The 24,905-nt window shown below is 41.5% G+C and carries 17 protein-coding genes; 8 read left to right on the top strand and 9 right to left on the bottom strand.

The genetic code is table 11. The features are described from left to right. The first annotated feature begins 70 nt into the window (after positions 1-70). Positions 71-736, top strand: a complete 666-nt coding sequence (locus ACFSR5_RS00570) for a hypothetical protein (protein ID WP_380899616.1) — start codon at positions 71-73, stop codon at positions 734-736. A 111-nt stretch (positions 737-847) separates the two neighbouring features. Further along, positions 848-4,390 (top strand): chromosome segregation protein SMC, encoded by a 3,543-nt coding sequence (gene smc, locus ACFSR5_RS00565; RefSeq protein ID WP_380899614.1) that lies wholly within the window; start codon positions 848-850, stop codon positions 4,388-4,390. A 169-nt stretch (positions 4,391-4,559) separates the two neighbouring features. Here smc and ACFSR5_RS00560 read toward each other — a convergent pair whose 3' ends face one another. The 4 genes from ACFSR5_RS00560 to ACFSR5_RS00545 form a co-directional block, all read right to left on the bottom strand. Further along, on the bottom strand, positions 4,560-5,783 hold the full coding sequence (locus ACFSR5_RS00560) for an MFS transporter (protein ID WP_380899612.1): 1,224 nt from the start codon (positions 5,781-5,783) through the stop codon (positions 4,560-4,562). Between the two features lie 220 nt (positions 5,784-6,003). Next, a complete protein-coding gene (locus tag ACFSR5_RS00555) occupies positions 6,004-6,270 on the bottom strand; it encodes a hypothetical protein (RefSeq protein WP_380899610.1) in 267 nt (88 codons plus the stop codon). Between the two features lie 76 nt (positions 6,271-6,346). Beyond that, the gene (locus tag ACFSR5_RS00550) at positions 6,347-6,574 is read right to left on the bottom strand and encodes a hypothetical protein (RefSeq protein WP_380899608.1); all 228 of its coding nucleotides are present in this window, start codon (positions 6,572-6,574) and stop codon (positions 6,347-6,349) included. 456 nt (positions 6,575-7,030) lie between these two features. After that, the gene (locus tag ACFSR5_RS00545; protein ID WP_380899606.1) at positions 7,031-7,765 is read right to left on the bottom strand and encodes a 3-keto-disaccharide hydrolase; all 735 of its coding nucleotides are present in this window, start codon (positions 7,763-7,765) and stop codon (positions 7,031-7,033) included. A gap of 60 nt (positions 7,766-7,825) precedes the next feature. On the opposite strand from ACFSR5_RS00545, the gene ACFSR5_RS00540 reads away from it, so the two are divergent. Together ACFSR5_RS00540 and ACFSR5_RS00535 are read left to right on the top strand one after the other, a co-directional pair. Further along, the gene (locus ACFSR5_RS00540) at positions 7,826-8,197 is read left to right on the top strand and encodes a dihydroneopterin aldolase (protein WP_380899604.1); all 372 of its coding nucleotides are present in this window, start codon (positions 7,826-7,828) and stop codon (positions 8,195-8,197) included. Positions 8,198-8,797: 600 nt separating this feature from the next. Further along, the gene (locus ACFSR5_RS00535; RefSeq protein WP_380899602.1) at positions 8,798-9,241 is read left to right on the top strand and encodes an Hsp20/alpha crystallin family protein; all 444 of its coding nucleotides are present in this window, start codon (positions 8,798-8,800) and stop codon (positions 9,239-9,241) included. Between the two features lie 192 nt (positions 9,242-9,433). Here ACFSR5_RS00535 and asnB read toward each other — a convergent pair whose 3' ends face one another. The 3 genes from asnB to ACFSR5_RS00520 all read right to left on the bottom strand — a co-directional run bounded on the left by asnB (position 9,434) and on the right by ACFSR5_RS00520 (position 14,186). Further along, a complete protein-coding gene (gene asnB, locus ACFSR5_RS00530; RefSeq protein ID WP_380899600.1) occupies positions 9,434-11,122 on the bottom strand; it encodes an asparagine synthase B in 1,689 nt (562 codons plus the stop codon). 174 nt (positions 11,123-11,296) lie between these two features. Then, entirely contained in the window at positions 11,297-13,135 is a 1,839-nt protein-coding gene (locus ACFSR5_RS00525) for a UbiD family decarboxylase (protein WP_380899598.1), read from the bottom strand. Between the two features lie 166 nt (positions 13,136-13,301). Further along, positions 13,302-14,186 (bottom strand): hypothetical protein, encoded by an 885-nt coding sequence (locus tag ACFSR5_RS00520; RefSeq protein ID WP_380899596.1) that lies wholly within the window; start codon positions 14,184-14,186, stop codon positions 13,302-13,304. Positions 14,187-14,415: 229 nt separating this feature from the next. Between ACFSR5_RS00520 and ACFSR5_RS00515 the strand changes: the two genes are divergently transcribed. The 4 genes from ACFSR5_RS00515 (at position 14,416) to ACFSR5_RS00500 (ending at position 20,960) form a co-directional block, all read left to right on the top strand. Then, entirely contained in the window at positions 14,416-15,660 is a 1,245-nt protein-coding gene (locus ACFSR5_RS00515; RefSeq protein WP_380899593.1) for a deoxyribodipyrimidine photo-lyase, read from the top strand. Positions 15,661-15,832: 172 nt separating this feature from the next. Continuing rightward, positions 15,833-18,559, top strand: a complete 2,727-nt coding sequence (locus ACFSR5_RS00510; RefSeq protein WP_380899591.1) for a 2-oxoglutarate dehydrogenase E1 component — start codon at positions 15,833-15,835, stop codon at positions 18,557-18,559. A 47-nt stretch (positions 18,560-18,606) separates the two neighbouring features. Then, positions 18,607-19,848 carry a 2-oxoglutarate dehydrogenase complex dihydrolipoyllysine-residue succinyltransferase gene (gene odhB / locus ACFSR5_RS00505; RefSeq protein ID WP_380899589.1) on the top strand — a complete coding sequence of 414 codons (1,242 nt, stop codon included), beginning with the start codon at positions 18,607-18,609 and terminating at the stop codon, positions 19,846-19,848. A gap of 98 nt (positions 19,849-19,946) precedes the next feature. Beyond that, entirely contained in the window at positions 19,947-20,960 is a 1,014-nt protein-coding gene (locus ACFSR5_RS00500; protein ID WP_380899587.1) for a hypothetical protein, read from the top strand. 40 nt (positions 20,961-21,000) lie between these two features. Here ACFSR5_RS00500 and ACFSR5_RS00495 read toward each other — a convergent pair whose 3' ends face one another. Both ACFSR5_RS00495 and ACFSR5_RS00490 read right to left on the bottom strand, forming a co-directional pair. Further along, a complete protein-coding gene (locus ACFSR5_RS00495) occupies positions 21,001-22,935 on the bottom strand; it encodes an LTA synthase family protein (protein ID WP_380899585.1) in 1,935 nt (644 codons plus the stop codon). Between the two features lies 1 nt (position 22,936). Next, positions 22,937-24,808, bottom strand: a complete 1,872-nt coding sequence (locus ACFSR5_RS00490; RefSeq protein ID WP_380899583.1) for an LTA synthase family protein — start codon at positions 24,806-24,808, stop codon at positions 22,937-22,939. Positions 24,809-24,905: the final 97 nt, after the last annotated feature.

Genomic DNA, 24,905 nt, shown 5'->3' with positions numbered 1-24,905 from the left:
TTTTATTATCTTTGCCCAAGTTCATTCGTCTTAGTATAAGTGAAACAACCAATTGAAATTACAACAGATTATGAAGATTATTTTCAAACTGCTACTTCTTTTTTATGCATTTGTTAGTGCTTTTTCTTGTCATGCACAGGTTACGAATACCACCGTCCTCGGAATAGCTCCTTCGTCAGTAGTCAGAGATAGCCTGTACTACGACAACCTAAGAGATTCCGCTATTCGCTATTTCCACCTTTCCAACGCGGATTCCGCTCGTCTGTTGCTGGAAGAGTACTACACATTCAATCAAAAAGATACTGTTACCCATAATATCCTTCGAGAAGTATTTATCTATACTTTAGCCAACCAAAAAGATCCGGAGGTCAACTTTAACAACATAAATTCATGGACAAAAAATTACCCCTTTCTCAAGAACAACGACCGGGTGCGTACGGTGAAAATTATTGAATGTATCAAGTTGAGCAGGATAGCCTTCGATGCAAATCAGTACACCTTAGCAAATAACTATTACCAAATTTTACTTTCGGAAATAAAAAAAACACCTAACTTGAATGAAATCATCACGTTTCCAAATTTGAAAACGCTCATTTATAACTTGGGGTTACAAAAGTTTTACGATCACGACTACAAGGCTGCATTGCTAATATTTGAACAAGGCACCCGCTTCTATCCTACCGATACAGGCATGTCCACCATGTTGAAAAAAACACGTGCCAAAGCCAACAACTGATCTGCAAAAATTTCCACGATTTTTTAATTTTCTGTCCATCGGATAAATTTCAGTTCTGTTTAAAATTCTGTATTTTCGTCTTTCAATTTTTAGAAGAAAGAGGCGTCATTTATGCAGTTGACAAAATTAGAAATTAAAGGTTTCAAGAGTTTTGGCGATAAAATTACCATTAATTTTAACGAGGGTGTTACAGCCATCGTAGGCCCTAATGGTTGTGGGAAGTCGAATGTTGTAGATGCCATACGATGGGTATTAGGCGAACAAAGCACCCGTATGCTGAGGTCCGAGAAAATGGAGAACATTATCTTCAATGGTACAGTAAACCGAAAACCAGCAAATCTAGCGGAAGTTTCTCTGACCTTTGAGAACAACAACCAACTGTTACCTACCGAATTCTCCACGGTAACAATCACGCGTAAACTTTATCGTAACGGCGAAAGTGAATATCGTCTGAATGATGTTAAATGCCGTCTGAAAGATATAACCGACTTGTTTCTCGACACGGGATTGGGAGCAGACTCTTATTCTATAATTGAACTCAAAATGATTGATGAAATCATCAATAATAAGGATAACTCTAGACGCAATCTATTCGAAGAAGCCTCCGGTATCTCTAAATATAAAGTTCGAAAAAAACAAACGCTCGTCAAACTCAAAGATACGGAGGCTGACCTCTCTCGTGTAGACGATTTATTATATGAAATCAACAAAAACCTAAAACAACTGGAGTCGCAGGCAAAAAAAGCAGACCGATATTTCCAGCTCAAGGAAGAATATCGCGAGGCAAGCGTCGGGTTAGCCTATTATCGTCTAGAGGGCTTCAGCCGCGATCTGGAGCGTATTGCGGAGCAAGAAAAGACGCAACAACAGTCTATCTCGGAGACAAATACGATTATTACCGATCAAGAAAATCAGTTACGTATCTTACGAGAAGACCTACTTTTCAAGGAGAAGAGTTTGGCTACACAACAGAAAAGCACCAATGAGTACATCAACAAAATCCGTACGTACGAATCCGACAGGAAGATAAAAAATGAGCAGATCAAACACTTTCAAGACAAAGAAACTCGACTTACAGCTGAACTCGCGACAGATAAAGCACAGTTAGAGCATGTCCTCCACACGATGAAGCGATTACAAGAGGAGCTTTTTGAAGAACAAAACTCCTTAACTATTTTTCAAGGCGATATTGAAAAAAACAAAGCTGAAATGGATGAGCTGAGAGGTCAACAACAATCATCTAGAGCCAAATTAGACGAGTACATGCGCCAAAGCACCGACTTGCAGAACAGCATTTACAAATTCGAAAAAGACATTGCGGTATTACATATTCAGAAAGAAGCGTTACAACAGGAATCGTTACGTACCGTCCATGATACCAGCTCGAAAGAGGAGGAATTGTCCGAATTCAACCATTCGGTTGCTCAATTAGAAACCCGCGTAGATCAACAGCAGCAACAGTACGACATAGCCATACAGGCAGAACAAGAGTTGCAACAGCGCATGCAAAAACTGGAAGAACTGCTAGGCGAAACCCGAAATCAAATCAACCGAGAAGCTCGCTTGGTGGATGCCAAGCAAAATGAATACAATCTAACCAAATCGCTGGTAGATAATCTAGAAGGTTTTCCTGAATCTATAAAATTCCTGAGAAAAAATGCGGGTTGGAAAAAACCATATCCTTTGTTTTCTGATATCCTATTTTGTCAGGAAGAATACCGGGTAGCCATTGAAAACTATTTGGAGCCTGTAATGAATCACTATGTGGTAGAAAATCAGAAAGAAGCTATCCAAGCCATTCAGCTTTTGAGCGACGCCTCCCGAGGTAGAGCCAATTTCTTTGTGCTAGAGGCCGTACAACAGCTGACACCGTCGTCGCTTATCTTACCGTCTATTCGCACAATACCCGCACTCGATGTAATCCAAGTTGAAAAAAAATATATGGCTTTATGTGAGCATCTGTTGCGCCATGTATTCCTCTTAAAACCAGAGGAGACGGATTCTCTGGAAGAAGAGTTACCGAACGACGATCGAATCATTCTCCATCCGAAAGGCAAATTCTCAAAAAGTTTATTCGCTCTGAGCGGTGGATCCGTTGGACTATTTGAAGGCAAACGAATCGGGCGCGCTAAAAACTTGGAAAACCTAGCGAAAGAGATCAAGGATTTGAATAAACAAATAGAGGATCTTCAAGCCCTAGAAATGGATTACGTAGATCAATTAGCGACTTTACGCATCTCTTCTCAACGGGATTTGATCGACGAACTCCGCAATATCTTGAATCGCCTTAATAATGAATTAATATCGGTAAAAACAAAGCAGGAACAATATCAAAGCTTTATAAACAATAGTCAGGACAGAAAACAGGATATAGAACACAGAGTTACAACAATCAATCAAGAACTTGACAACGCGGAACCGGACTTAACTAAGCTAAAAATTGAACAAGAGGATCTGGGGAGGGAACTCATAGCCTTGCAAGAAGCATATACGGAGCTTTCGGAAACGCTAAATGAGAAATCTACATCTTTCAACCAGGATAATATACGTTTTCACCAACAGCAAAATAAGGTATCCAGCCTTCAAAAAGATGTAGAATACCGTGAGAGCCAACAGGAGACACTCGAAATTCGTATTGCAAAAAACGCGAGGGAGTTTGAACAGATTAAATTAGATATAAGCGCCGTACAACAAAACGCTGACCATAACGACGATGATCTCGTAGAGATGTATACCCAAAAAGAAATGCTAGAAAAGGGATTACAAGAGATCGAGGAGGAGTTTTTCACATCTAGAAAAAAAATCAATGATCTCGAGGAAGAAATAACCCAAAGACGACGTAAGAAGGACCAGAATGACTTTTTGCTCACAGAACTTAAGGATAAGAAAACGGCTCTACAAATCGAGTTAAACACATTGAAAGAACGACTTGCCGTCGAATTTAACATCAACTTAAACACCTTGCTAGATGCAGAGATGCCCGAAATTACGGCAAGCCAAGCAGAACTAACCACAACGTGCGAAAAACTAAAAAAACAGTTAGATAGCTATGGGACCATCAATCCTATGGCTAAAGAAGCGTACGATGAGATGAACGAGCGCCATACGTTTATTTCGAAAGAGAAAGATGACCTATTAGAGGCAAAAGCATCATTGATGGCGACAATTAATGAGATTGATCAAACAGCTAATGATAAGTTTATGTACGCGTTCAATACCGTACGCGACAATTTTATTCAAGTCTTCCGATCTTTATTCAATCAGGAAGATTCCTGTGACATGATATTAACTGACCCTAACAATCCATTGGAGTCTGATATTGACATTATTGCCCGCCCCAAAGGCAAGCGGCCGTTGTCTATCAATCAGCTATCCGGTGGAGAGAAAACTCTAACGGCAACGGCATTGCTGTTCTCACTCTACCTATTAAAACCAGCTCCATTCTGTGTTTTTGATGAAGTTGACGCTCCATTGGACGATACAAATATTGATAAGTTCAATAATATTATTCGTGATTTTTCAAAAAACTCACAGTTTATTATTGTTTCACATAATAAACGTACGATTGCCAGTACCGATATTATCTATGGGGTCACCATGGTCGAACAAGGCGTATCGCGCGTAGTGCCAGTGGATTTACGAGACGTAGCTTAGATCGAGCTGTTTTCAGCCTGTCAGAACGCCCACTTAACAATCTGTTCTGTAATGGCGGGACGAATACATCGACAGACTTTGAAAAACAAATAAAAACAATAGTATAATATCTATATTAGAAAGAGGAGCCAGATGTACTATCCCACCTGGCTCTTTCTCTTATTTTTAGTTAAGAAAAACGCTTACCCAATAGCATCAGCGACCGGTTAAAAAAAGACACTACACCGACAATGACGATTAGTAATCCTAATGCGATAAACATATTATTTACGCCGAAGAAATCAGCCGCCCATCCCGTTCCTAGTAAACCGACAACCGTTGGAATAACAACAATACTGAAGAACATCGAAAACACCCGCCCCATCACTTCGGGTCTCACTTCCTCTTGCAAAACCGTCATAAAGCAAGCATTGTAAATGGCTGCTGCAATCCCTCCCAATGTTGTTACGCTGACAAAAACATAGAAAGCGTCGGCTGGCAGATATCCAGAAAGTGCTAAAGAGCCTCCCAATACGATGTGCATGATATTAATGATGACTATTTTCGACCACGATGGTTTGAAAATACCAATTAAACTTCCACCAATGAGCATGCCTATACCCCAAACCATCTCAATGATACTCATCTCCCATTTTCCGCCTTGAAAATGATTCAATGTCAGCAAGGGAAATAATACCGCAACGGGCATGATACAAAAGGTTACAATCGTGGAAAACAGGAACAACCAGGACAGTCCCCTGTTATGTAAGATTTCCTGAAGTCCAATCTTCAAATCGGCCCATACTTGTCGTACGCTACTTTTTGCTTTCTCCTTAATGTCCGGGTTCGGAATAGAGACAAACAACAGAGAACCCACTGCAATAATAGCCCCAGCGATATCCAACAGCAACACATTTCCAATAGACATCAACGATATAGCTAATGCTCCTAAGGCAGGTCCCGCTATGGATGAAATCGACTGGATCATCTGGTTTATGCCAGCAATACGTAACAACTGATCTTCCGGAGCAATCATTGGGATTGCTGCCTGCATCGCCGGCATGTGGAATGCTGAGCCAACAGAGCGTAAACCAAGCATCACATATATCAACACCAAACTTTCATTCCCTAAATAAAAACTCACAGACATGACCAACGTGCAGGCTGCCACAAATGAATCTGCCAGCATCATTGTCTTTTTACGGTCCCAGCGATCAATAAACACGCCTGCGAAGGGACCAATGACAGCCGCCGGCAACATTCCCGCGATCGCGCCATATGCCAAAACTTCTGCTGAACCATATTCCAAACTCAACCAGATAATGATCGCAAAATTGACAGCAGAACTACTAATCAAGGATACAAATTGCCCAATCCAGATAAACAGAAACTTCCTTTTCCAAGAATTTTTCATAAAAGTATATTTAAAACATACAAGCCAAAGGCTTCCATTCAATAAAATAACTAGCAACAGAATAGATGAGAGTTCATCTACTCTTAGGGGATACCTAGGCCAGGAACCTAGAAATTACGCCATTCTAACACGCGCAGTGAGAACCCTATATAGTGAAATACTGTTCATAATAGACAAAGATAAACTATTTATTCAGTTTTTCATTTACCCTCATCTTTTTTTATTGTTTCCAGACAATGTGAATAGCCATCGGTTCCGATGGTTCAAACATGTCCTGGTCAACATCATAATCTGATTGATAAAACACCAAATACAAATCATTTTTCACCGTTTCCACTGAAACCAAATGGTAAGGTTCTAGAAAAGCAAATCTGGAAATCGTTCGACGTCCTATGAACCGACCATATGATTCGCGAGGATCACGGTCAAATCGATGATCATCCATATCAGAGTAATACCAATAATTAGGCGCTTCGTTGGATATCATAATTGCCTTATCTTTATTATAAAGCTCATCGGCCATTCCCGTTCGACATACCAAGGAACATCCAAAGTACCCTCACCTAAAGCGGAATGATACCGTCCCTCGGTAAACGGAGCCCCACAAACACACCGCCTTCAATGACTTGTTCCACTTCAATCTGAAAAGGCTTTCTCTCGAGCGCTACCCGGTCTCTAACTCTAGCAATGTATTTTCCGTCTTGGAAGATCTTTACGTTAAAAGTGCCGTCTCGGGCAATGCCAAAATGTAAAGAAAGCATCAAAACGATAGAAGCCGACAGACGTTTCATATATAGGGAAATTCCCCAAAAACCGGCATATTGCAACGGCCGTCATCAACACCCCCATTTTTAATGATAACAAGATCCGTAAAGCGCTGCACGGCAACTAATTCTTCAGTACTACACCCTGATTTGGCTGTACGTCGGATTAAGGTCTGGGATTGCCATCCACATAACTAAACGCGCCTATCCCCGGAATCCATTGCGGAACGACCAACTTTTTGGTACAAATAGCGTCGGCCCGTATACGGTTTCATCTATGCTGAAATTCCGCTGTCCGTAAGCCAAAGATGAGCCAAACAGTAGGATTACAATGAGTGATCAACATGTTTTACTTTTTTCTAACACAGACGAAGGTGCGACCTACGGCAACAACAATCGCTTCATCTTCCCACTTTAACCAGCCGCTAAATTAGAAAAACGAAAGCTAAACTGAAATGTCCAGTCTGTTTCACTAAGATAGAGTTACAATGGCCTAATCCAAATATTACGGAAACGCACTAGATTCCCATGATCCTGCAAAATAATCGGCCCAGCACCATGTGCATTGAGCTTCGGAAGACCAATATATTCTGTCGTCCCTTCGATTTGGACATTATTCTGCACGAGTACACCGTTATGCAGAACGGTTACAATTCCTTTGCTGACAAGCATACCGTCCTTATTAAACCGTGGCGCACGATAAATGATATCGTAACGATGCCATCCGTCTGCATCAGCATGTACTTCTACCAATGGTGGTCGCTGTTTATAGAGACTTCCAGCCTGACCGTTGACATAAGTTGGATTATCGGCATTGTCAAGTACTTGAATTTCATAAAGCCCCTGCAGAAATATCCCACTATTTCCCCTGCCTTGACCACTCCCTTTGATCACTTCAGGGCTTTTCCATTCGATATGTAGCTGAAAATCCTCGAAGGTCTGCTTCGTTTGGATATTTCCCGAAGAAGGTTTCACAATCAGTTCCTGACCGTCGATAGTCCAGGCAGCAGCTTGCTGAGGATTGCTGCTGCTAGTCCATTGACCTAGATTTTGACCATTAAATAGAACAATAGCATCACTAGGCACTCCCTCCTTAAGCTTGACAATAGGCGGCTTTGGGGTGTAAAATTCCGTATCCTCTGGTTTAAATTTCGTTTGTGCCAATCCCAACGTAGAGACTGATAGGAGCAATAAGGTCTGTAATAGATTTAGCTTCATTATTGATGATCTTTAGGAAAACAATAATACGGATTAATTTTATTTTTTTAAGTTTGCGTTATGAGTCAAATCACGCAGGAAGTAGCCCTAACCAATGTTCGTTTCTACGCCCCCATTGGTTATTATGCAGAGGAGCGTCTGCTCGGAAACGAGTTTTTTGTCGACGTGGCCGTTCGTTTTCCTTTTCAAAATCCCGATGCAGAACAATTATCAAATACAATCAACTACGAGGGGCTGTTTGCTATCTTGAGCCGTGTCATGAAAAGAGAACGTTTACTATTGGAGTCAGCTGCCGAAGAAATACTTTCTGTAGCACGTGATTGTTATAGTTTTGCCGTAGAGATCGATGTCATGATCAGAAAAACGACCCCACCTTTCGGTAAAGATCATGCACATTCCTCTGTTAAACTACACTACAGGAAACAACTGTAATTGTTTTTTCTAGAGGTCTAAAAACTCATTCAACAAACTGATTAAGAACCAAAAATTAATTAACTCTACACTTTTGCAGCAGCCTGCGATACCGCCCGCCCACCTTCCGAACACCAAAACTCCTTGTTGCTCGTTGAATGGTCATTACGCAAATTCACGCCCGCAAGTGCGTAAACTTTTTAGTTTAAACATCTTATATAGATAGACTCTCCATTTATACATCCGCGCACTTTGTATTACATCCAAACGCACGTCAAGGTACCCGTTGTATAAAGTTCTAACCCATTTCTTTGACTCCGAGTCGATAATTGGTGATGAGTAATATTCAACCACGAGCAAATCCTCAACACGACGATTTAAAATTATAACATCATCTTCTATCTCAGTACTAGATGCTTATCTACCTAACCAACACGAGTTATGTAAAACCGTTCGACAGACACTTGAGACAAGACTAGTAAATATCGACAAAATGACAGCAACAACACGGGTTAATAAGACAAAATGTCTTTAAAATAACTTGTTGGATCATTGGTATATCATTTGATCACCATCAATCGTAATTAAAAAATAAAGAATATAACTTAGGAGGATATTAACATGGCTTTAATCAAATTTCCAACAAAAACAGTTAACTCAGATGCAGTTAACCCTTATGTGAACAGCATTTTCGACAGCTTCTTTAATGATTCATTCATTACAGACCGTTTAGTAACACGTGTTCCCGCAGTAAACATTTCCGAAACCCAAAATGCATTCCGGATCGAATTAGCAGCGCCTGGTTTGCAGAAGTCGGATTTTAAGATCAACGTAGACAAAAATCTTATCACGATTTCTGTAGAGAAAAAAGAGGAAGTGACAACCGAGGAAAAATTATACAGCAAGCGCGAATTTAGTTACAGCTCTTTTACCCGCTCCTTTACTTTGCCCGAGACGGTAGATTACAACAGCATTGACGCTGCTTATACCGATGGTGTACTATCCGTATCTGTGGGCAAAAAAGAGGATGCGATTGTCGCCAAGCGCCTAATAGAAGTAAAATAATCATAAGCAAGCAGTTAAGTTTTAAGGCAAGAAAAGCTCCTGTGGTGTACAGGAGCTTTTCTTTTGGCACTTATCTATATCTCTTCACCTTCTCAAAGATATCTATGCATCGTACTTAAGTAATGTATCCAAGATCGCGAGATAAAAAAGAACCGATAAGCTACGGTTCTATTTGACATACCTCCAAATGATCTAAACTGCCTCTGTCGCTTTCACATAACTCTCATTATGCACACTCGCCACGGCGCGCCCAGATGGATCATTCAAATTTTGAAAAGAAGCATCCCATGCTAGCGCTTCCGGTGTGCTACATGCGACCGATTTGACCGAAGGTACCGTTTTCGCGGCAGCCTCCGATGGAAAATACGATTCAAAAATCGTCCGATATAAAAATTCTTCCTTATTTTTAGGGGTATTGATAGGAAACCGGGCGGAGGCTGTCTCGAATTCCACATCAGACACACGTAATTCTGCTTGCTCTTTCAAGGTGTCTATCCAGCTATACCCCACACCATCCGAAAATTGCTCTTTCTGACGCCAAGCAATGCTTTCCGGCAGATAATCCTCAAACGCCTTACGAACGATCCATTTCTCCATTCTTCCATCCCTAATCATTTTGTCCGCTGGATTTATGCGCATAGCTACATCCATAAACTCCTTATCTAAAAATGGGACACGTCCTTCTACCCCCCATGCTGCAAGCGATTTATTAGCACGTAAACAATCATAGAGATACAGCTTTTTTAGCTTACGGACTGTCTCTTCATGAAATTCCTGCGCGTTCGGTGCTTTGTGAAAATATAAATATCCCCCAAATAGCTCATCAGACCCTTCTCCTGAGAGCACCATCTTAATTCCCATAGACTTGATGACACGAGCCAACAAGTACATCGGCGTAGAGGCTCTTACCGTGGTTACGTCGTATGTTTCTAAATGATAAATCACGTCGCGAACTGCATCGAGACCTTCTTGAATAGTAAAATTAATCTCGTGATGAATGGTGCCGATATGATCAGCAGCCTTTTGAGCAGCGACCAAATCAGGCGCTCCCTTTAATCCGACAGCAAATGAATGCAACTGTGGATACCAAGCCTCTTCCTTACCACCAGTTTCAATACGTTTGGATGCAAATTTTTTAGTCACCGCGGCAATCACCGAAGAGTCCAGTCCGCCGGACAGTAAAACCCCATAGGGTACGTCAGACATCAACTGGCGTTGAACAGCATCTTCCAGTGCTTGACGCAACTCCGCAATATCTGTTTCCGCATCCTTCACTTCGTTATACGATTCCCACTCGCGCATATACCATTTTTGAGGCTCCTTCCCTTCTTTACTGTATAAACAATGACCCGGAGGAAATTGATCAATTTCGACACAAAACCCTTCTAATGATTTCAGTTCGGAGGCAACAAACAACTGCCCCCCCTCATCTTTGCCGTAGTAAAGAGGAATAATCCCCATATGATCACGAGCGACTAAATAGGAATTATCGCGACCATCATATAACGCAAAACCAAAAATACCATTTAGATCCTCTATAAACACAGGACCTTTCTCCAGGTAAAGTGCCAGAATAACTTCCGAATCCGACTGTGTCGCAAATTCATAATTCGGCAATGTATTTCTCAATTGTTGGTGATTATATATTTCGCCATTTACTGCTAACACCACCTGACCATCAGGGCTAAAAAGCGGCTGACTGCCCGATTTCGGGTCAACGATTGCTAGACGCTCGTGCGCTAAAATCGCTTTTTCGCTAGTAAAAATTCCAGACCAATCCGGTCCGCGGTGTCTAATTCGTTTAGACATCTCCAAGACCTGCGGTCTAAGCTTCTCCGAGGAGGACGGCTTTAATTCAAAAGCACCAACAATTCCACACATAAATTTAATTTTTAATACTATACTCTACGTTTAATTACTATTACAACACAAAGGAAAGTATTAAAAAATTAAATTCATAATTTTTTCAAATTTTTATTAAAAAAAACACAAATAAACACTGATAAAATTAACAATTCAACATCAAAAGCATTTGTTAGTTAAAAACAACGCCATTTAAATAATCCCATATAACGAGCCTCCTTTCACGCCAAGCTGATCTACTTTACGTTCGACAGCCTCATCTTTAACCAACGCAGGTGCGTGATGAGGCTTTGTCCGAGCATCAATAATCACCGGTCCATGACATCCCCAATGCTTATGAGCTATAAAACTATCCACGCCGTAGATATCCGAAGCGGGATTGCTCCGCGTAAATGTAATCCAAACAAAGTTGGAAATGCTCGCCACAGCAAACCTAACATCATCGACGAGAACAATTAATTGAATTCCTTTTAAGTCGTCTTTATTCAACGAATTAGCCCATGTTGTTACTGCGCTCTCCTCCTCGGGATAGGTCGTAAATTTACGCCCGTCCAGAACAACCACACCAGGCAATACCAATTTTCCATGATTAAAAGGTTTTGGCTGCGACCACCCCCCGGGCAATTCACGCAACAGCTCTCTTTTCTTATCCCCGACTGCGGCAAACGTCACTTTCGAACCGGTATTCAAACCGTCTCCCGAGTAGTCCAATGTATCGATTGTCGTGTTCGTCATAAAATGCAAATCACGGGAAGGATCAATACGTTCAAAAATATGTGTAAAGAATTGTTCAATATCATGAATATCCAACGAAGGGTTATCCTCAAAAGCACTAATAAACAAGTATTTAGCTAAACTTAGCTGGTTCGTTCCCAATATTTGATTGGCAATTGTCAATACCTCTTGAGGCCGTTCAACCTTTTGATACGGCGTGTACCGTTCGCTGCCAATAGCAAACAGCAAGGGATGCACTCCCGCTACATCCACAGCGTGAACTGCATGTAAACCGTTAATTTGCTGAGGAATGGCGTTCCCAGTAATTTCGTGGATAAGCGCACCAAAGCTCGTATCCTCTTGGGGAGGGCGGCCGACTACAGTAAAGGACCAAATCGGATTTTTTCGATGGTAAACTTTATGAACTTTCATTAATGGAAAAGGATGCACTAAACTGTAATAGCCGATATGATCTCCGAAAGGCCCCTCGGGTTTATTTTCATGGGGGTACACGGTCCCTGTTATCACAAAATCTGCGTCCGCGGATATACAGAAACCTTCAGTGTCATAAAAGTATCGAAAACGGCGATTACCCAAAGCACCGGCGAAAATTGCTTCCGATAGCCCTTCAGGCAACGGCATGACCGCCGACAAAGGGTGCGAAGGCGGCCCTCCAACAAAGATGCTTACTTTTAATGGACGTCCCAATGCATTGGCCTTTGTCTGATGAATACCTATTCCGCGGTGCAACTGATAGTGTAAGCCAATCTCCTGATCTGTCGCATAATCATTTCCTGACAATTGTATGCGGTACATACCCAGATTTGCGTGCATGATCCCCGGCCGACCTACATCTTCTGTATATACCTGGGGCATCGTGACAAACGCTCCGCCGTCCATAGGCCAATTCACGATCTGCGGCAGCTTTGAGATCTTAGTTTCACCAAACAAAACGGGGGCGCCAGATTTTTTCTTACGGGGCAGCGCACCTAAAGCCACCATCGAGGACCCAATATACTCGAATGGCTTCTTTAATACCGACATTGGATTCATTTTGACATCGACCAACTTTTTCACATGGTCTAACGTATCCCGAAACATAAATTTCGATCTCTCTAAGGTACCGAACAGATTAGATGCCGCTGGAAATTGAGAACCCTTTACATTCTCAAAATATAACGCTGGCCCTTCCACATCGAACACCCGCATATGAATGGCCGCCATTTCTAAATAAGGATCTACTTCTTCTTTAATACGTACCAAATGACCATGTTTTTCTAAATCGGCTACACAATCGGCTAAACTTTTATACCCCATACTTGTTATCTCGTAAACCACAAAAATAAAAGATTTAATTCGGTTAGTTAGGCAAATAATCAACTACATTATCATTTGGAAATATAAATTGGCATATTCCGGTAATATTTTTTCAAACACGCCATAAAAATGCCGATTTACCTTAAAAAATATATTAAACCAATTGTTACGCGCGCAATAAATGATTTTCTCTACCGTCGAGTAGCGTGTCTTGAATCGAAGAAAAGGCAAAAGGCATCTCCACCTGCCATGTATTATTCACATGGTAATCCGACTGAATAACGCGGGTTAATTCTGCGTAATCGGTGGCACTGATGTCCAATTTGCGGCTGTACATAAATTTGACTAACCAACGCGGCACGTGCACGATCTGCTGTCCAGAGCGAATCAAATGAAAAGACCGATAGAAATCAAAAAGTTCCATAAACGAGATGGTTTCCGAACCACCTACTTCCAGGATCCGATGGTGAAAGGCAGGCACCTGTAGTATCGCCTTTAACCATCGGATAAAATCGTGTATACCCAACGGCTGAAAAGAACGATCTGCATATTTCTTAGCATACAATATAAACCGTCGTTCAGCAATGCTTTTAAAAACCCGATCCAACAGCGAATCTTTACCCAGAACACTATTCTTCAGGACCACCGTGTAGTCCATGCGCATTTCCTTCAACAGGTCGAGTATCAATTGGATACCTGAACGATCAACGAGCCGTGCTACATAGACGATTCGCTGACAGTTCATCCGCTTAAGTAAATGAATGAAATTACGCAACGACAAAAGTTCCAATTTTAAATTAACCATATCCAACAACGTAGGAACCTGTGTAAAATAAAACGCAGCCTGAAGATTCGGAATAAAAAACTCCGGATCGATCCCGCCCCGAATGAGATCCACCTCAAAAACTTGAGCATGCAATGGCTCAAACAAACGTGATTCAAATAGCTTAAAATTGCGGGTAATTGCAAATACCCGAAAACGTTCATCCGCCATTAAACTAGCGCTCCGTCGCCCAACATAATTATTGAGCCCACTAATCAATATATCCATAAGCACACAGTCACATATTCAATCCTATTTCACATCAAATAACATAAGTTCCCCCTGAATGTTCGCTACGAATAGCATTTGTTACAAACTCATTTTCCGTCTCGTTGCGACTACGCTTATTGTCTCTACTTTGTCAAAAGCGGCTAATGTTTAAACCGAATCTAAATAAAGTAAATAGTTTGCTTTATATTTGCCATATTTATTAACGTCTCAGCTCAGTGTTTTCTCGATGATGAAAAAGGTGATTTTAGTATGGTTCCGAAATGATTTACGTATTCATGACAATGAAATCTTGTCGGAGGCTGTCAAAAAAGCTGATATTGTTATCCCGGTTTATTTTTTCGATCCTCGTTATTTTAAAAAAAACAAGTTGGGTTTTAGAAACACAGGGGTACTTCGTGCTCGATTTCTTTTGGAATCGGTTGCACAATTCAAGGAAACGTTGCAGAACATGGACACAGATCTGCTCGTTTTCCAAGGTAAACCCGAGGATATTATCGGCACCCTTTGCGCAAAATACGACGTAACCGAAGTATACCACCATAGAGAGGTAGCCAATCGGGAAACGAAAATTTCCGAATATGTTGAAGAAACCCTTTGGCAGGAGAAAATCAATCTCAAGCATTTTATCGGCCATACACTTTATCATAAAGAAGATCTCCCCTTTCCTATCCGAGATATCCCCGACATGTTCGCCGCTTTTAAGAAAAAGATTGAAAAAGAGAGCTTTGTACGTCCGGTTGTCGCTCCCGTCACATCATTTGTCACCCATCCACATTTAGAATCCACCACAATCCCCTCGTTGTTAGAGTTAGGCTATAGTGAGGAAGAGATTAAATTCGCCTATTCACGGCCCGTCGAACATTTGAGGGGCGGAGAAACGGCAGCACGACAAACGGCAGCAAAAACATTATCGCCTGAATTTGACGATATGAACGACTATAATCTGGTTTCGCCGTATATTGCTGTCGGAGCTATTTCTCCTGCTGATTACTATCACCAGATTAAGGAGCGTTACACGTCAGCCAACAAAAAAAAATACGAAAGGCTTATTCTTCGGTTATTTTGGCGCGACTACTTTCGCTTCATGCTGAAAAAATATCCAAATGTTTTTTTCAGGAACCAAGACCTTACCAAAGATGTGCAAGCGGATGCGCAACGATTGCGTCAGCACCTTTGCGAAGATAGCCATCATCCGGTGATTAACGATCTATTGAATATCTTGCAGTCATCCGGCAATTTACCTTACGAACATCGGGAAATCCTTGCCGCCTACTTTAAACAGGAGCTGTCAATTCACTATTTGGCAGGAGCCGGCTTTTTTGAAGAATATCTATTGGATTATGTGCCCGCGACGACCTACGGATATTGGTTACACTTTGCGGAAAAAGGAACCAGTCCAAAAGATAATTTAAAGACTTCCTGGCAAGATCTAGTGAAAAAATATTATCGTCCTAAAGCCGTCATTAAATAGCCGCCAGACTTTTCTCTGCATTCCTGAATACGAGTCACTTTTGAGTTTTGTCACAAAATTTCGATTTATTGAAATTTATGTCTTCTATACATGTATTTTGTTCAATTTAAGAGTGACATAATATTTATTATTTGCTAACTTTGGGCAAAATTTTTATACGTAAGATTTCCTCATGGATAAATTAACATATTTGAGTAACGCAGATTCTAGCTATATCGACTCGTTATATCAAGCATACCAGGAAGACCCAAACGCAGTGGATGCAAGCTGGCAAAAGTTTTTTGAAGGTTTTGATTTTGGACAAGGTAGCGGAAGTAACGCTACTGTAGAGACTCCCGAACAGGCAATTAAGGAAATTAATGTGTTGAACATGATCAACGGCTACCGTGATCGCGGGCATTTGTTTACGGAGACGAATCCTGTCCGCGAACGACGGAAATATTTTCCGGGAAAAGAGCTGGAAACCTTCGGCCTTTCCGAAACCGATCTGGACACTGTATTCAACGCTGGGGTAGAAATCGGCCTCGGCCCTGCTAAATTAAGAGACATCCGCCAGTTTATTGAGGACACCTACTGCCGCTCTATTGGCGCTGAATTCCGTTACATCCGTCATCCAGAGAAAATCAAATTTCTCCAAGATAAAATGGAAGCGGAAAGAAACACTCCAGCCTTCACCCTTGACGAGAAAAAACGTATTCTAAAAAAATTAAACGAAGCAGTTATCTTCGAGAGCTTCTTAGGAACGAAGTTTCTAGGACAAAAACGCTTCTCACTAGAAGGTGCCGAATCCTTAATTCCCGCGTTAGACTCTGTTATTCAAAAAGGTTCTTCGTTAGGCATTGAAGAGTTTGTTATCGGTATGGCCCACCGTGGCCGTTTGAACGTTTTAACAAACATCATGGGCAAATCGTATAAAACGATATTTTCCGAATTCGAAGGAAAAATGTATGAAGCCGATCCCGAAATACAATTCGGTGGAGATGTAAAATATCATTTAGGATTCTCTTCAGACATTACCAGTCAAGATGGAAAAAACATTCACTTAAGCCTTGCCCCAAACCCTTCTCATTTAGAGACCGTTGACGGCGTGGCTGAAGGAATGGTTCGTTCTAAGATAGACATGAAATACGATGGTGATTCATCGAAGATTGCACCCATATTGATCCATGGGGATGCGGCCGTAGCAGCACAAGGTATCGTGTATGAAACGATCCAAATGTCGAAGCTTGATGGTTATAAAACCGGAGGTACCATTCACATCGTCATTAACAACCAAGTTGGATTCACCACGAATTATAAGGATGCTAGGTCTTCTACATATTGTACAGACATCGCCAAAGTGACCTTGTCTCCTGTTTTCCATGTAAACGGAGACGACGTAGAGGCGCTGGTATATGCCATTAATTTAGCGGTAGAATACCGGCAAAAATACAAAACAGACGTGTTTATCGATTTACTAGGTTACCGTCGCTACGGCCACAATGAAGCGGATGAACCAAAGTTTACCCAACCGTCATTGTATAAGCTGATTGAAAAACATCCCAATACATTAGCTATTTACGTTAACAAACTGGTGGATCAAGGGAATATCGACATCAATTTCGCGAAGTTATTAGAAAAAGATTTCCGCAATATTCTTCAAGAACGTTTAGATGAAGCGAAGACGGTCGAGCAAATCAGCGAAGAACGGCCTATGTTTTCCGGAGCGTGGAAAGGTTTACGCCCTGCGAAATCCGTCGATATTTTCAAAACCGCAGAAACGAAGGTTCCTAAAGAATTATTTTTAACCCTAGCAAAGGAGCTAAATACCTTACCAAAGGACAAAAAATTCTTTCGTAAAATAACGAAAGTTTTTGAAGATCGTCTCAAGATGATTGAGTCGGATAAATACGATTGGGCAATGGGTGAACTAATGGCCTATGCGACCTTGTTGAACGAAGACTATCGCGTGCGTATTTCCGGTCAGGACGTACAACGGGGCACATTCTCTCATCGCCACGCTGTAGTCACATTGGAAGATTCTGACGAAACCTATACGCCGTTGGCGAAGATGAAAGGTGGAGACAAATTCCATATTTATAACTCCCTCCTTTCCGAGTACGGCGTACTTGCATTTGAATACGGCTATGCTTCTGTAAATCCGAATTCCTTGACCATATGGGAAGCACAGTTTGGTGACTTTGCAAATGGAGCACAGATTGTTTTCGATCAATATATCTCCTCGGGAGAAACCAAATGGAAACGTTCGAATGGATTGGTCATGTTATTACCGCATGGCATGGAAGGGCAAGGACCTGAGCACTCTTCTTGCCGCATAGAACGTTACCTAGAACTCTGTGCAAACAATAATTTAATTGTTGCAAACTGTACCACTCCGGCCAACTACTTCCACCTCTTGCGTCGTCAGTTACATCGTGAGTTCCGTAAACCATTGGTTGTTGCTACACCGAAAAGTCTTTTGCGTCATCCTAAAGCAGTGTCTCCGGTCGCCGACTTTACGGAAAAAGAATTTCAAGAAATTATTGACGATACCAACGTCGTGGCGAAGTCGGTAAAACGTGTCCTTTTGTGTTCTGGAAAAATCTATTACGATTTATTAGAGAAACAAGAAACAGACAAACGCAAAGATGTTGCCATTGTTCGTGTAGAACAGTTGTTTCCGATAGCATACGATCAGATTGAGGCGCTTCAAAAAAAATATACAAAAGCCGATTTCGTTTGGGTACAGGAAGAGAATGAAAACATGGGCGCTTGGCCATTCTATTCACGCAAATTTCGCGGTACTGGGCTTGATCTTAAATTTATCGCGCGTCCGGAAAGTGGTTCTCCTGCAACAGGATATATGAAACAACATGTAGCGCAACAAACAGAGATTATTAATAACGCATTTGAAATTTAAAACATATCAACCTCTTACATGTTGTTGATGTAACAGAAAACAAACATATGAGCTTAGAAATTAAAGTACCAGCCGTAGGTGAGTCCATTACAGAGGTAACCTTGGCGCAATGGCTAAAACAAGATGGCGATTACGTTGAAATGGACGAAAACATCGCTGAATTGGAATCTGACAAAGCGACTTTTGAATTACCTGCCGAAAAAGCCGGCATTCTAAAGATTATAGCCCAAGAGGGAGATACGTTAGAAATTGGTGCGGTGGTGTGTACCATTGAAGATGGCGATACTCCTGCTGGCGGTACTGATAAAAAAGAAGAAGCTCCTGCGGCGAACGCTGAAACTTCACCGGCACCTGCAGCGACGAACGAACCTGAAAGTCCACATTCTTATGCTTCTGGCACGGCCTCTCCTGCTGCCGCGAAGATCTTAAGAGAAAAAGGAATTGCCCTCACTGGAATCGAAGGCACGGGTAAAGATGGCCGTATTACCAAGGAGGATGCAGAGAAAGCTCAAGCTGCGCCCACCACGGCAAAATCTGAAAGTAAACCCGCAGCTCCGGTTGCTACTACTGCTACACCAGTTGCAGGCACGCGCAACGAACGCCGTGAAAAAATGACCTCGTTACGTAAGACTATTGCAAAGCGTTTAGTAAGCGTCAAGAATGAAACGGCGATGTTAACGACATTCAATGAAGTGAATATGCAGCCCATCATGGATTTACGTGCAAAATATAAAGATACTTTTAAAGAAAAGCACGGTGTAGGCCTAGGCTTCATGTCTTTCTTTACCAAGGCGGTCACAACAGCATTAAAAGAATGGCCGGCTGTCAATGCACGTATTGAAGAAAATGAAATCGTATATTCTGATTTCTGTGATGTTTCGATCGCTGTTTCCGCCCCAAAAGGGCTTGTTGTGCCTGTTATCCGTAATGCAGAATCGATGAGTCTGCATCAAATTGAAAAGGAAATTATCACGTTGGCTACGAAAGCCCGCGATAACAAATTGACTATTGACGAGATGACCGGGGGAACGTTTACGATTACCAACGGCGGTGTTTTCGGATCTATGATGTCTACTCCGATTATCAATGCGCCGCAATCGGCAATTTTAGGTATGCACAATATTGTACAACGCCCTATTGCGGAAAATGGTCAAGTAGTGATCCGTCCGATGATGTACATCGCATTGTCGTACGACCACCGTATCATCGACGGCCGTGAATCTGTCAGCTTCCTCGTACGGGTTAAGCAATTGTTGGAAGACCCTGCACGTTTATTGTTAGAAGTATAACACAATTCGCACATCACATAAAAAGGTCGTCTCTCATTAAGACGACCTTTTTTCTGCCAAAACATGTAATTTTAGTAAACGACATGCGACCAAACACGATGATAGATTTCCGATTCCGTCTCCTTGCCTACTTATTTCTAAGCTTGTGCGTATCTAAAACCTTTGCTCAACAACAAGTGGGGTTGGATATTGACTTCTTCGGTTACATTGACAATAGGGAGTATAAATCGATGTATACCGAGGATAAAACAATTTTAGGCACACTTTTGTCTCCGCAACTATTTTTCGCTATCGATAGCAACCACCGTATCGTTGGTGGGATTCAGTACAATCAGGATTTCGGAAAACATATGGAAAACCACGACCGCGTTCTTCCTATTGCCTATTATAGTTTTCGTAATGCAAATTTTGATTTCGCATTGGGGCATATGCCACGGTATGACCGTCTCAAAGATGTTCCTAAAATAGTTTTGTCAGATACGCTGTTCTATGACAGACCAAATGTTCAAGGGTTGTATTTTGCCTACCAAAAAAAAAGCATCAAACAGGCACTTTACATCGATTGGCTAAGTAAACAGAGCTATAGCCAACGGGAACGATTTGTGATCGGTTTAAGCGGCAAGTTCAGGATTGGTAACTTTTTTATTGCCGACGACGCCTTGCTTTATCACAACGCCTTGACCAGCAATGACAGTATTGATGAGCATATCCAAGACAATGGTATAGCCTTGTTACGCATTGGCACCGATCTTAGCCAACAAACGTTCTTAGACTCATTGACCATTGACGCCGGAGTGGCTATTGGTTTTGATCGTATGCGTACGGAATATACACTTCGCGTATCCCGCGGATTTATTTCAAATATCTATTTAGGATACCAAAGCTTTTTTTTGGCCAACACGTTCTATATTGGCGACCCGCAAAATTTGCCGAATGGAGACTCTTTTTATCACCGCGATAAATATAATCGGCTGGATGTAGGATGGACTCCATTAAAAAAAGGAAACCTTGAAGGTAGGTTTACGGCTTCCTTTCACTTTGCGCCAGATCAGACAAGCAATCAACAGGCATTCACGTTGCGCTACCGCTTCGGCAAGACGGTTTGGCACTAATTCGATCGGAAGCTCGTACTGTGAAAAAAAACGCATATTATTATTCGGCGACCAATTTGTTATGGATCATCCGATAATTATACTGCTGTATAAATGCTTTAAGATTCTGGTCTAATGTATCCGCAACAGCCCGATCAGCCGTTAAAATATCATGCTGTTCTAAACGATCTTTTCGAAGGTTAAATAAAGATAATGGTCTTTCGCCGTCATGCGTCATATAGTAGTCTCCTTGAAAAAAGTTAAATGTTCCGCCTATATTGTTGACCAAAAAATTAGTTCTATCTGATGATAATGCATCAAATCCAAATGAGAAATACGACTTATTATAACCTAAATAGTTAAGTACTGTTGGTAAAATATCGATCTGCTGAACGAGTTTGTCCGAAACACCACGTAGATCTTTATCTCCCGGTTGATACAAAATAATTGGAATCGCAAAACCATTTGCCGCAGTTTTATATTCGGGCAGGTAGCTCACTGTGGCATGATCGGCACATATAACAAACAACGTATGCTCAAACCATGAAGCTTGCTTAGCTTTTTCAAAAAATTTACGCAATGCATAGTCTGTATAGCCTACCGGTTCCTGTACAGGAAGAGGGCCCTTTGGAAATTTACCCACATACTGTAGGGGAACCTTAAACGGATGATGCGAAGATAAGGAGAAAAAACTGGCAAAAAATGGCTCGCGCATACTCTGCAATTTATTCGCCATAAACTGTAAAAACGGTTCATCCCAAATACCCCAGATTCCATCAAAGTCAGCATCGTTACTGTATTCATTCTTTCCGAAGTAATGCTTTATTCCTGCCAGTTGTGCATAGGCAGAAAAGCCCATACTACCATTAGGAGCCCCATGAAAAAAAGCAGTTTCATACCCCTCGTCCCCTAGCAATTTAGCAATACTTGTTGTCTTGTTGCCCGAATAAATGGATAAAACAAAGGGCTCGCCCACGGATGGTATTCCGGTTATGACTGACGGCAGCGCATCTATTGATTTGCGGCCGTTCGCAAACGATCGTGTAAAAGTATACGATTCGCCAATCAGAGAGTCTAAAAATGGCGTGTACCCCTGATAGGAACCATCATTGACCTCCTTATTCAGTGCGCCGATATGCTCTTTAGCAAAACTTTCCAATATGAGGAATACAACATTCATTTTTCGAAACGTTGCGCTATCGTTTGGCGTGTGCACAACAGGGTAACGTCTATTCAGTTCAGAATTCGAAAAATATTCCTTTTCCTTTAATTGCACGGCCTTTAGTGTCTTCAATATACTAAATGGTGTATTTAAGACAATGCTCATTTCTTCTGGATTACGAACATAATCCCCGGCATTACTTAATGTGATAGGTCTCGTACTATGTGCCCAGCCTCCACGAACACCTCCGATAAACAAGAATGCCGCCAACAGCAACAACAGGCTATGTACGATATAGAACGACCAAGGCGGTTGTTCAGGTCGGCGCAGAACCACCAAACCTGCCATTCGCCACAACACGAACACAGCACCCGCAAATACAAACAATAGTCCCCAATAGTCTTGTAGAAAATCGATAAACAGCTTGGCTAAATTTTCCTCATGCGCGAATTGGCTGAATACTGTTCCGGTGGTTCTTTTCAACGTAAACGGATAATAAGCATAGTCGATCAGATTAGCAGCAACACCTAAACTGTTCGTCATCAAAAATATCCATCGTGCCACCAATTGATAACCGTACGTATATTTCCAAGTCCACGGCACACTTTGCAATAAGATATATACGATATTTAAATATAGCAGGGCAACAATATCAAATTTAACTCCTCCCGCCATCATGCCTAGCAACTCCCCATAATGGACATTCGGAAAAAGAGATTCATTATACAGAAAAAAACCTAGGCGCAATAAAGCATAGATACCAAGCAGCAGGCCAAACTGCACGAGAAGTACCCAAAAGGTATTGGCCATGCTTTTCGAAAAATAAAGTTTCATATCAGAATCTTAAAAACTTATCAAATACGCATTGATAGTAACCCTTCGCCAAATGCAGTAAGCTATCTCGTTTAGCCCATTCTGCGTGGGACAGGGTACTATACCCCGCATCCCGACGCAACATATCATAACTAGCGGCAGCCTCATTGTTAATCGCGCCAAATGTACCGTTCGAATTATAAAAAGCTGTATGGCCGCGCTGTTTGGCAAATAGGTTTTGTGAGTACGGAAAACGAGATGCAGATACGTCAACGAAACCCGCTAATGTGCTGGCCACATCTAACTGGCTAACAACATGATCCACTTTCGTCCCTTGGTATTCCTTTTTTAGCGCTCCTCCAAAAATAAAAAGAGGTATATGGTACCTTTCGGGCTTGTCTAACCCATATATTTCCGTTGGGTAAACGTGCCCGTGATCCGATGTAACGAGTACAATCGTTTCTTTAAACCAGGGTTGTTTTTTCGCCTTTTCGATAAAATCAAACAACATAGTATCTGTATAAAAGGCGGTACTTCTATATGCATTAGCTTTCGTATCGTTACCAAATTGGTAACCAGGTACTAAATGAAACGGCTCGTGATTTACTAATGTATAAAAAACACTAAAAAACGGTTTTTCGTCATGTCCAAAGTCGATTAACATCCGATTGGCAACAACATGATCGTACACTCCCCACGAATTACGTTGTACACCAAGCGGAAAATCCATATTGTCAACTACACGATCAATACCGTGAGTAAACATAAATGACTTGAAGTTATAAAATTCACTTTGTCCACCATGATAAAAAGACGTCACATAACCCAACGAGTCGAAAATCTGTCCTACTGCCGGCAACTTTTCATGCTTAGGAATATATTTAATAATACTTTCTGGACCCTGCGCAGGGAATCCACTCATCACGGCAATCATGCCTTTATCCGAACGGTCAGCTGCAGCATAAGCTCTACGAAACGAGATTCCTTCGTCCATCAGTTGTTTCATTTTCGGCGTAACATTTTTCTCTCCTCCTAAATCTTCAAATACTTGGGCAACCAATCCTTCCAGGAGCACAAGGATAACATTTGGCCGCGTCGTTGTCAAAACAATAGAATGTTCTGACATAGGAGGAATTGTCCGAGCAACAGCACGTTGAGCTTCCTGATCTTCCATAAATCGATATGGATTCTTCTTCGTACTTTTTGTTAAATCCTTTAAAAATGACCAATACGTATTGACCGCAGCATGATTTGCCGTATTGTCTTCTGAAAAATAGACCGAACTTTGATTTATCGTAGCGCGACCATACCCTCCTCGGATGAAGGAAAAAAGAATAGCAATACCAATCGCCGTAATTCCCGCAGTCAAGGCTGGAGATAAAAGACTATACTTCGCATAGCGAACCACGACTAGGTGATAAAAATAATGCGCGCCAGTAAAAAATACGATAAGTACAATGCCCCCTTGTACCAACGTTTCGATATCAATCGAATTCGAAACACCACCTATCGTATCCAACCCTAGCGTAATGGCCCGCTTACTGATTTTTTCACCCCAGGCCTCATAAAGAGGCAGGTTACCTGCCGTTGTGGCTGCAAAAACAAACGTGGGAATCATGACATACCCCCTTAATAACCAAGGAGAAACGCGTCTTTTTATCCAAAACTGTTGGATCGTAAAAAAAAGAAACGGTAATACACAAAGATAAGCTGCTAGCGAAAAATCCAGCTTTGCACCATACAGAAACGCATAAAAAATATCTATCGGCTCGCCAATTTTGTTCCAGACGCTAAACGTAAAAATTGCTCTATCGAGCACAGATAACCATAGCCAATAACTAAATAAGGCGAAAAAAAAAGATAGGTTTGCACGCCATCCCGGCTTTTTCATCATGCTTAATATTCGAATAACAAATTATTAAAGAAAAAATAACCCGCAAAAATACGGATATTCGTATATAACTACTCATTTATCTTGTCATGAAAGCAAC

Origin of the sequence: Sphingobacterium suaedae, from assembly GCF_042684625.1 — a bacterium.
Classification (GTDB): Bacteria; Bacteroidota; Bacteroidia; order Sphingobacteriales; family Sphingobacteriaceae; genus Sphingobacterium; species Sphingobacterium suaedae.
This window is presented reverse-complemented; position numbering and strand designations above follow the sequence as displayed.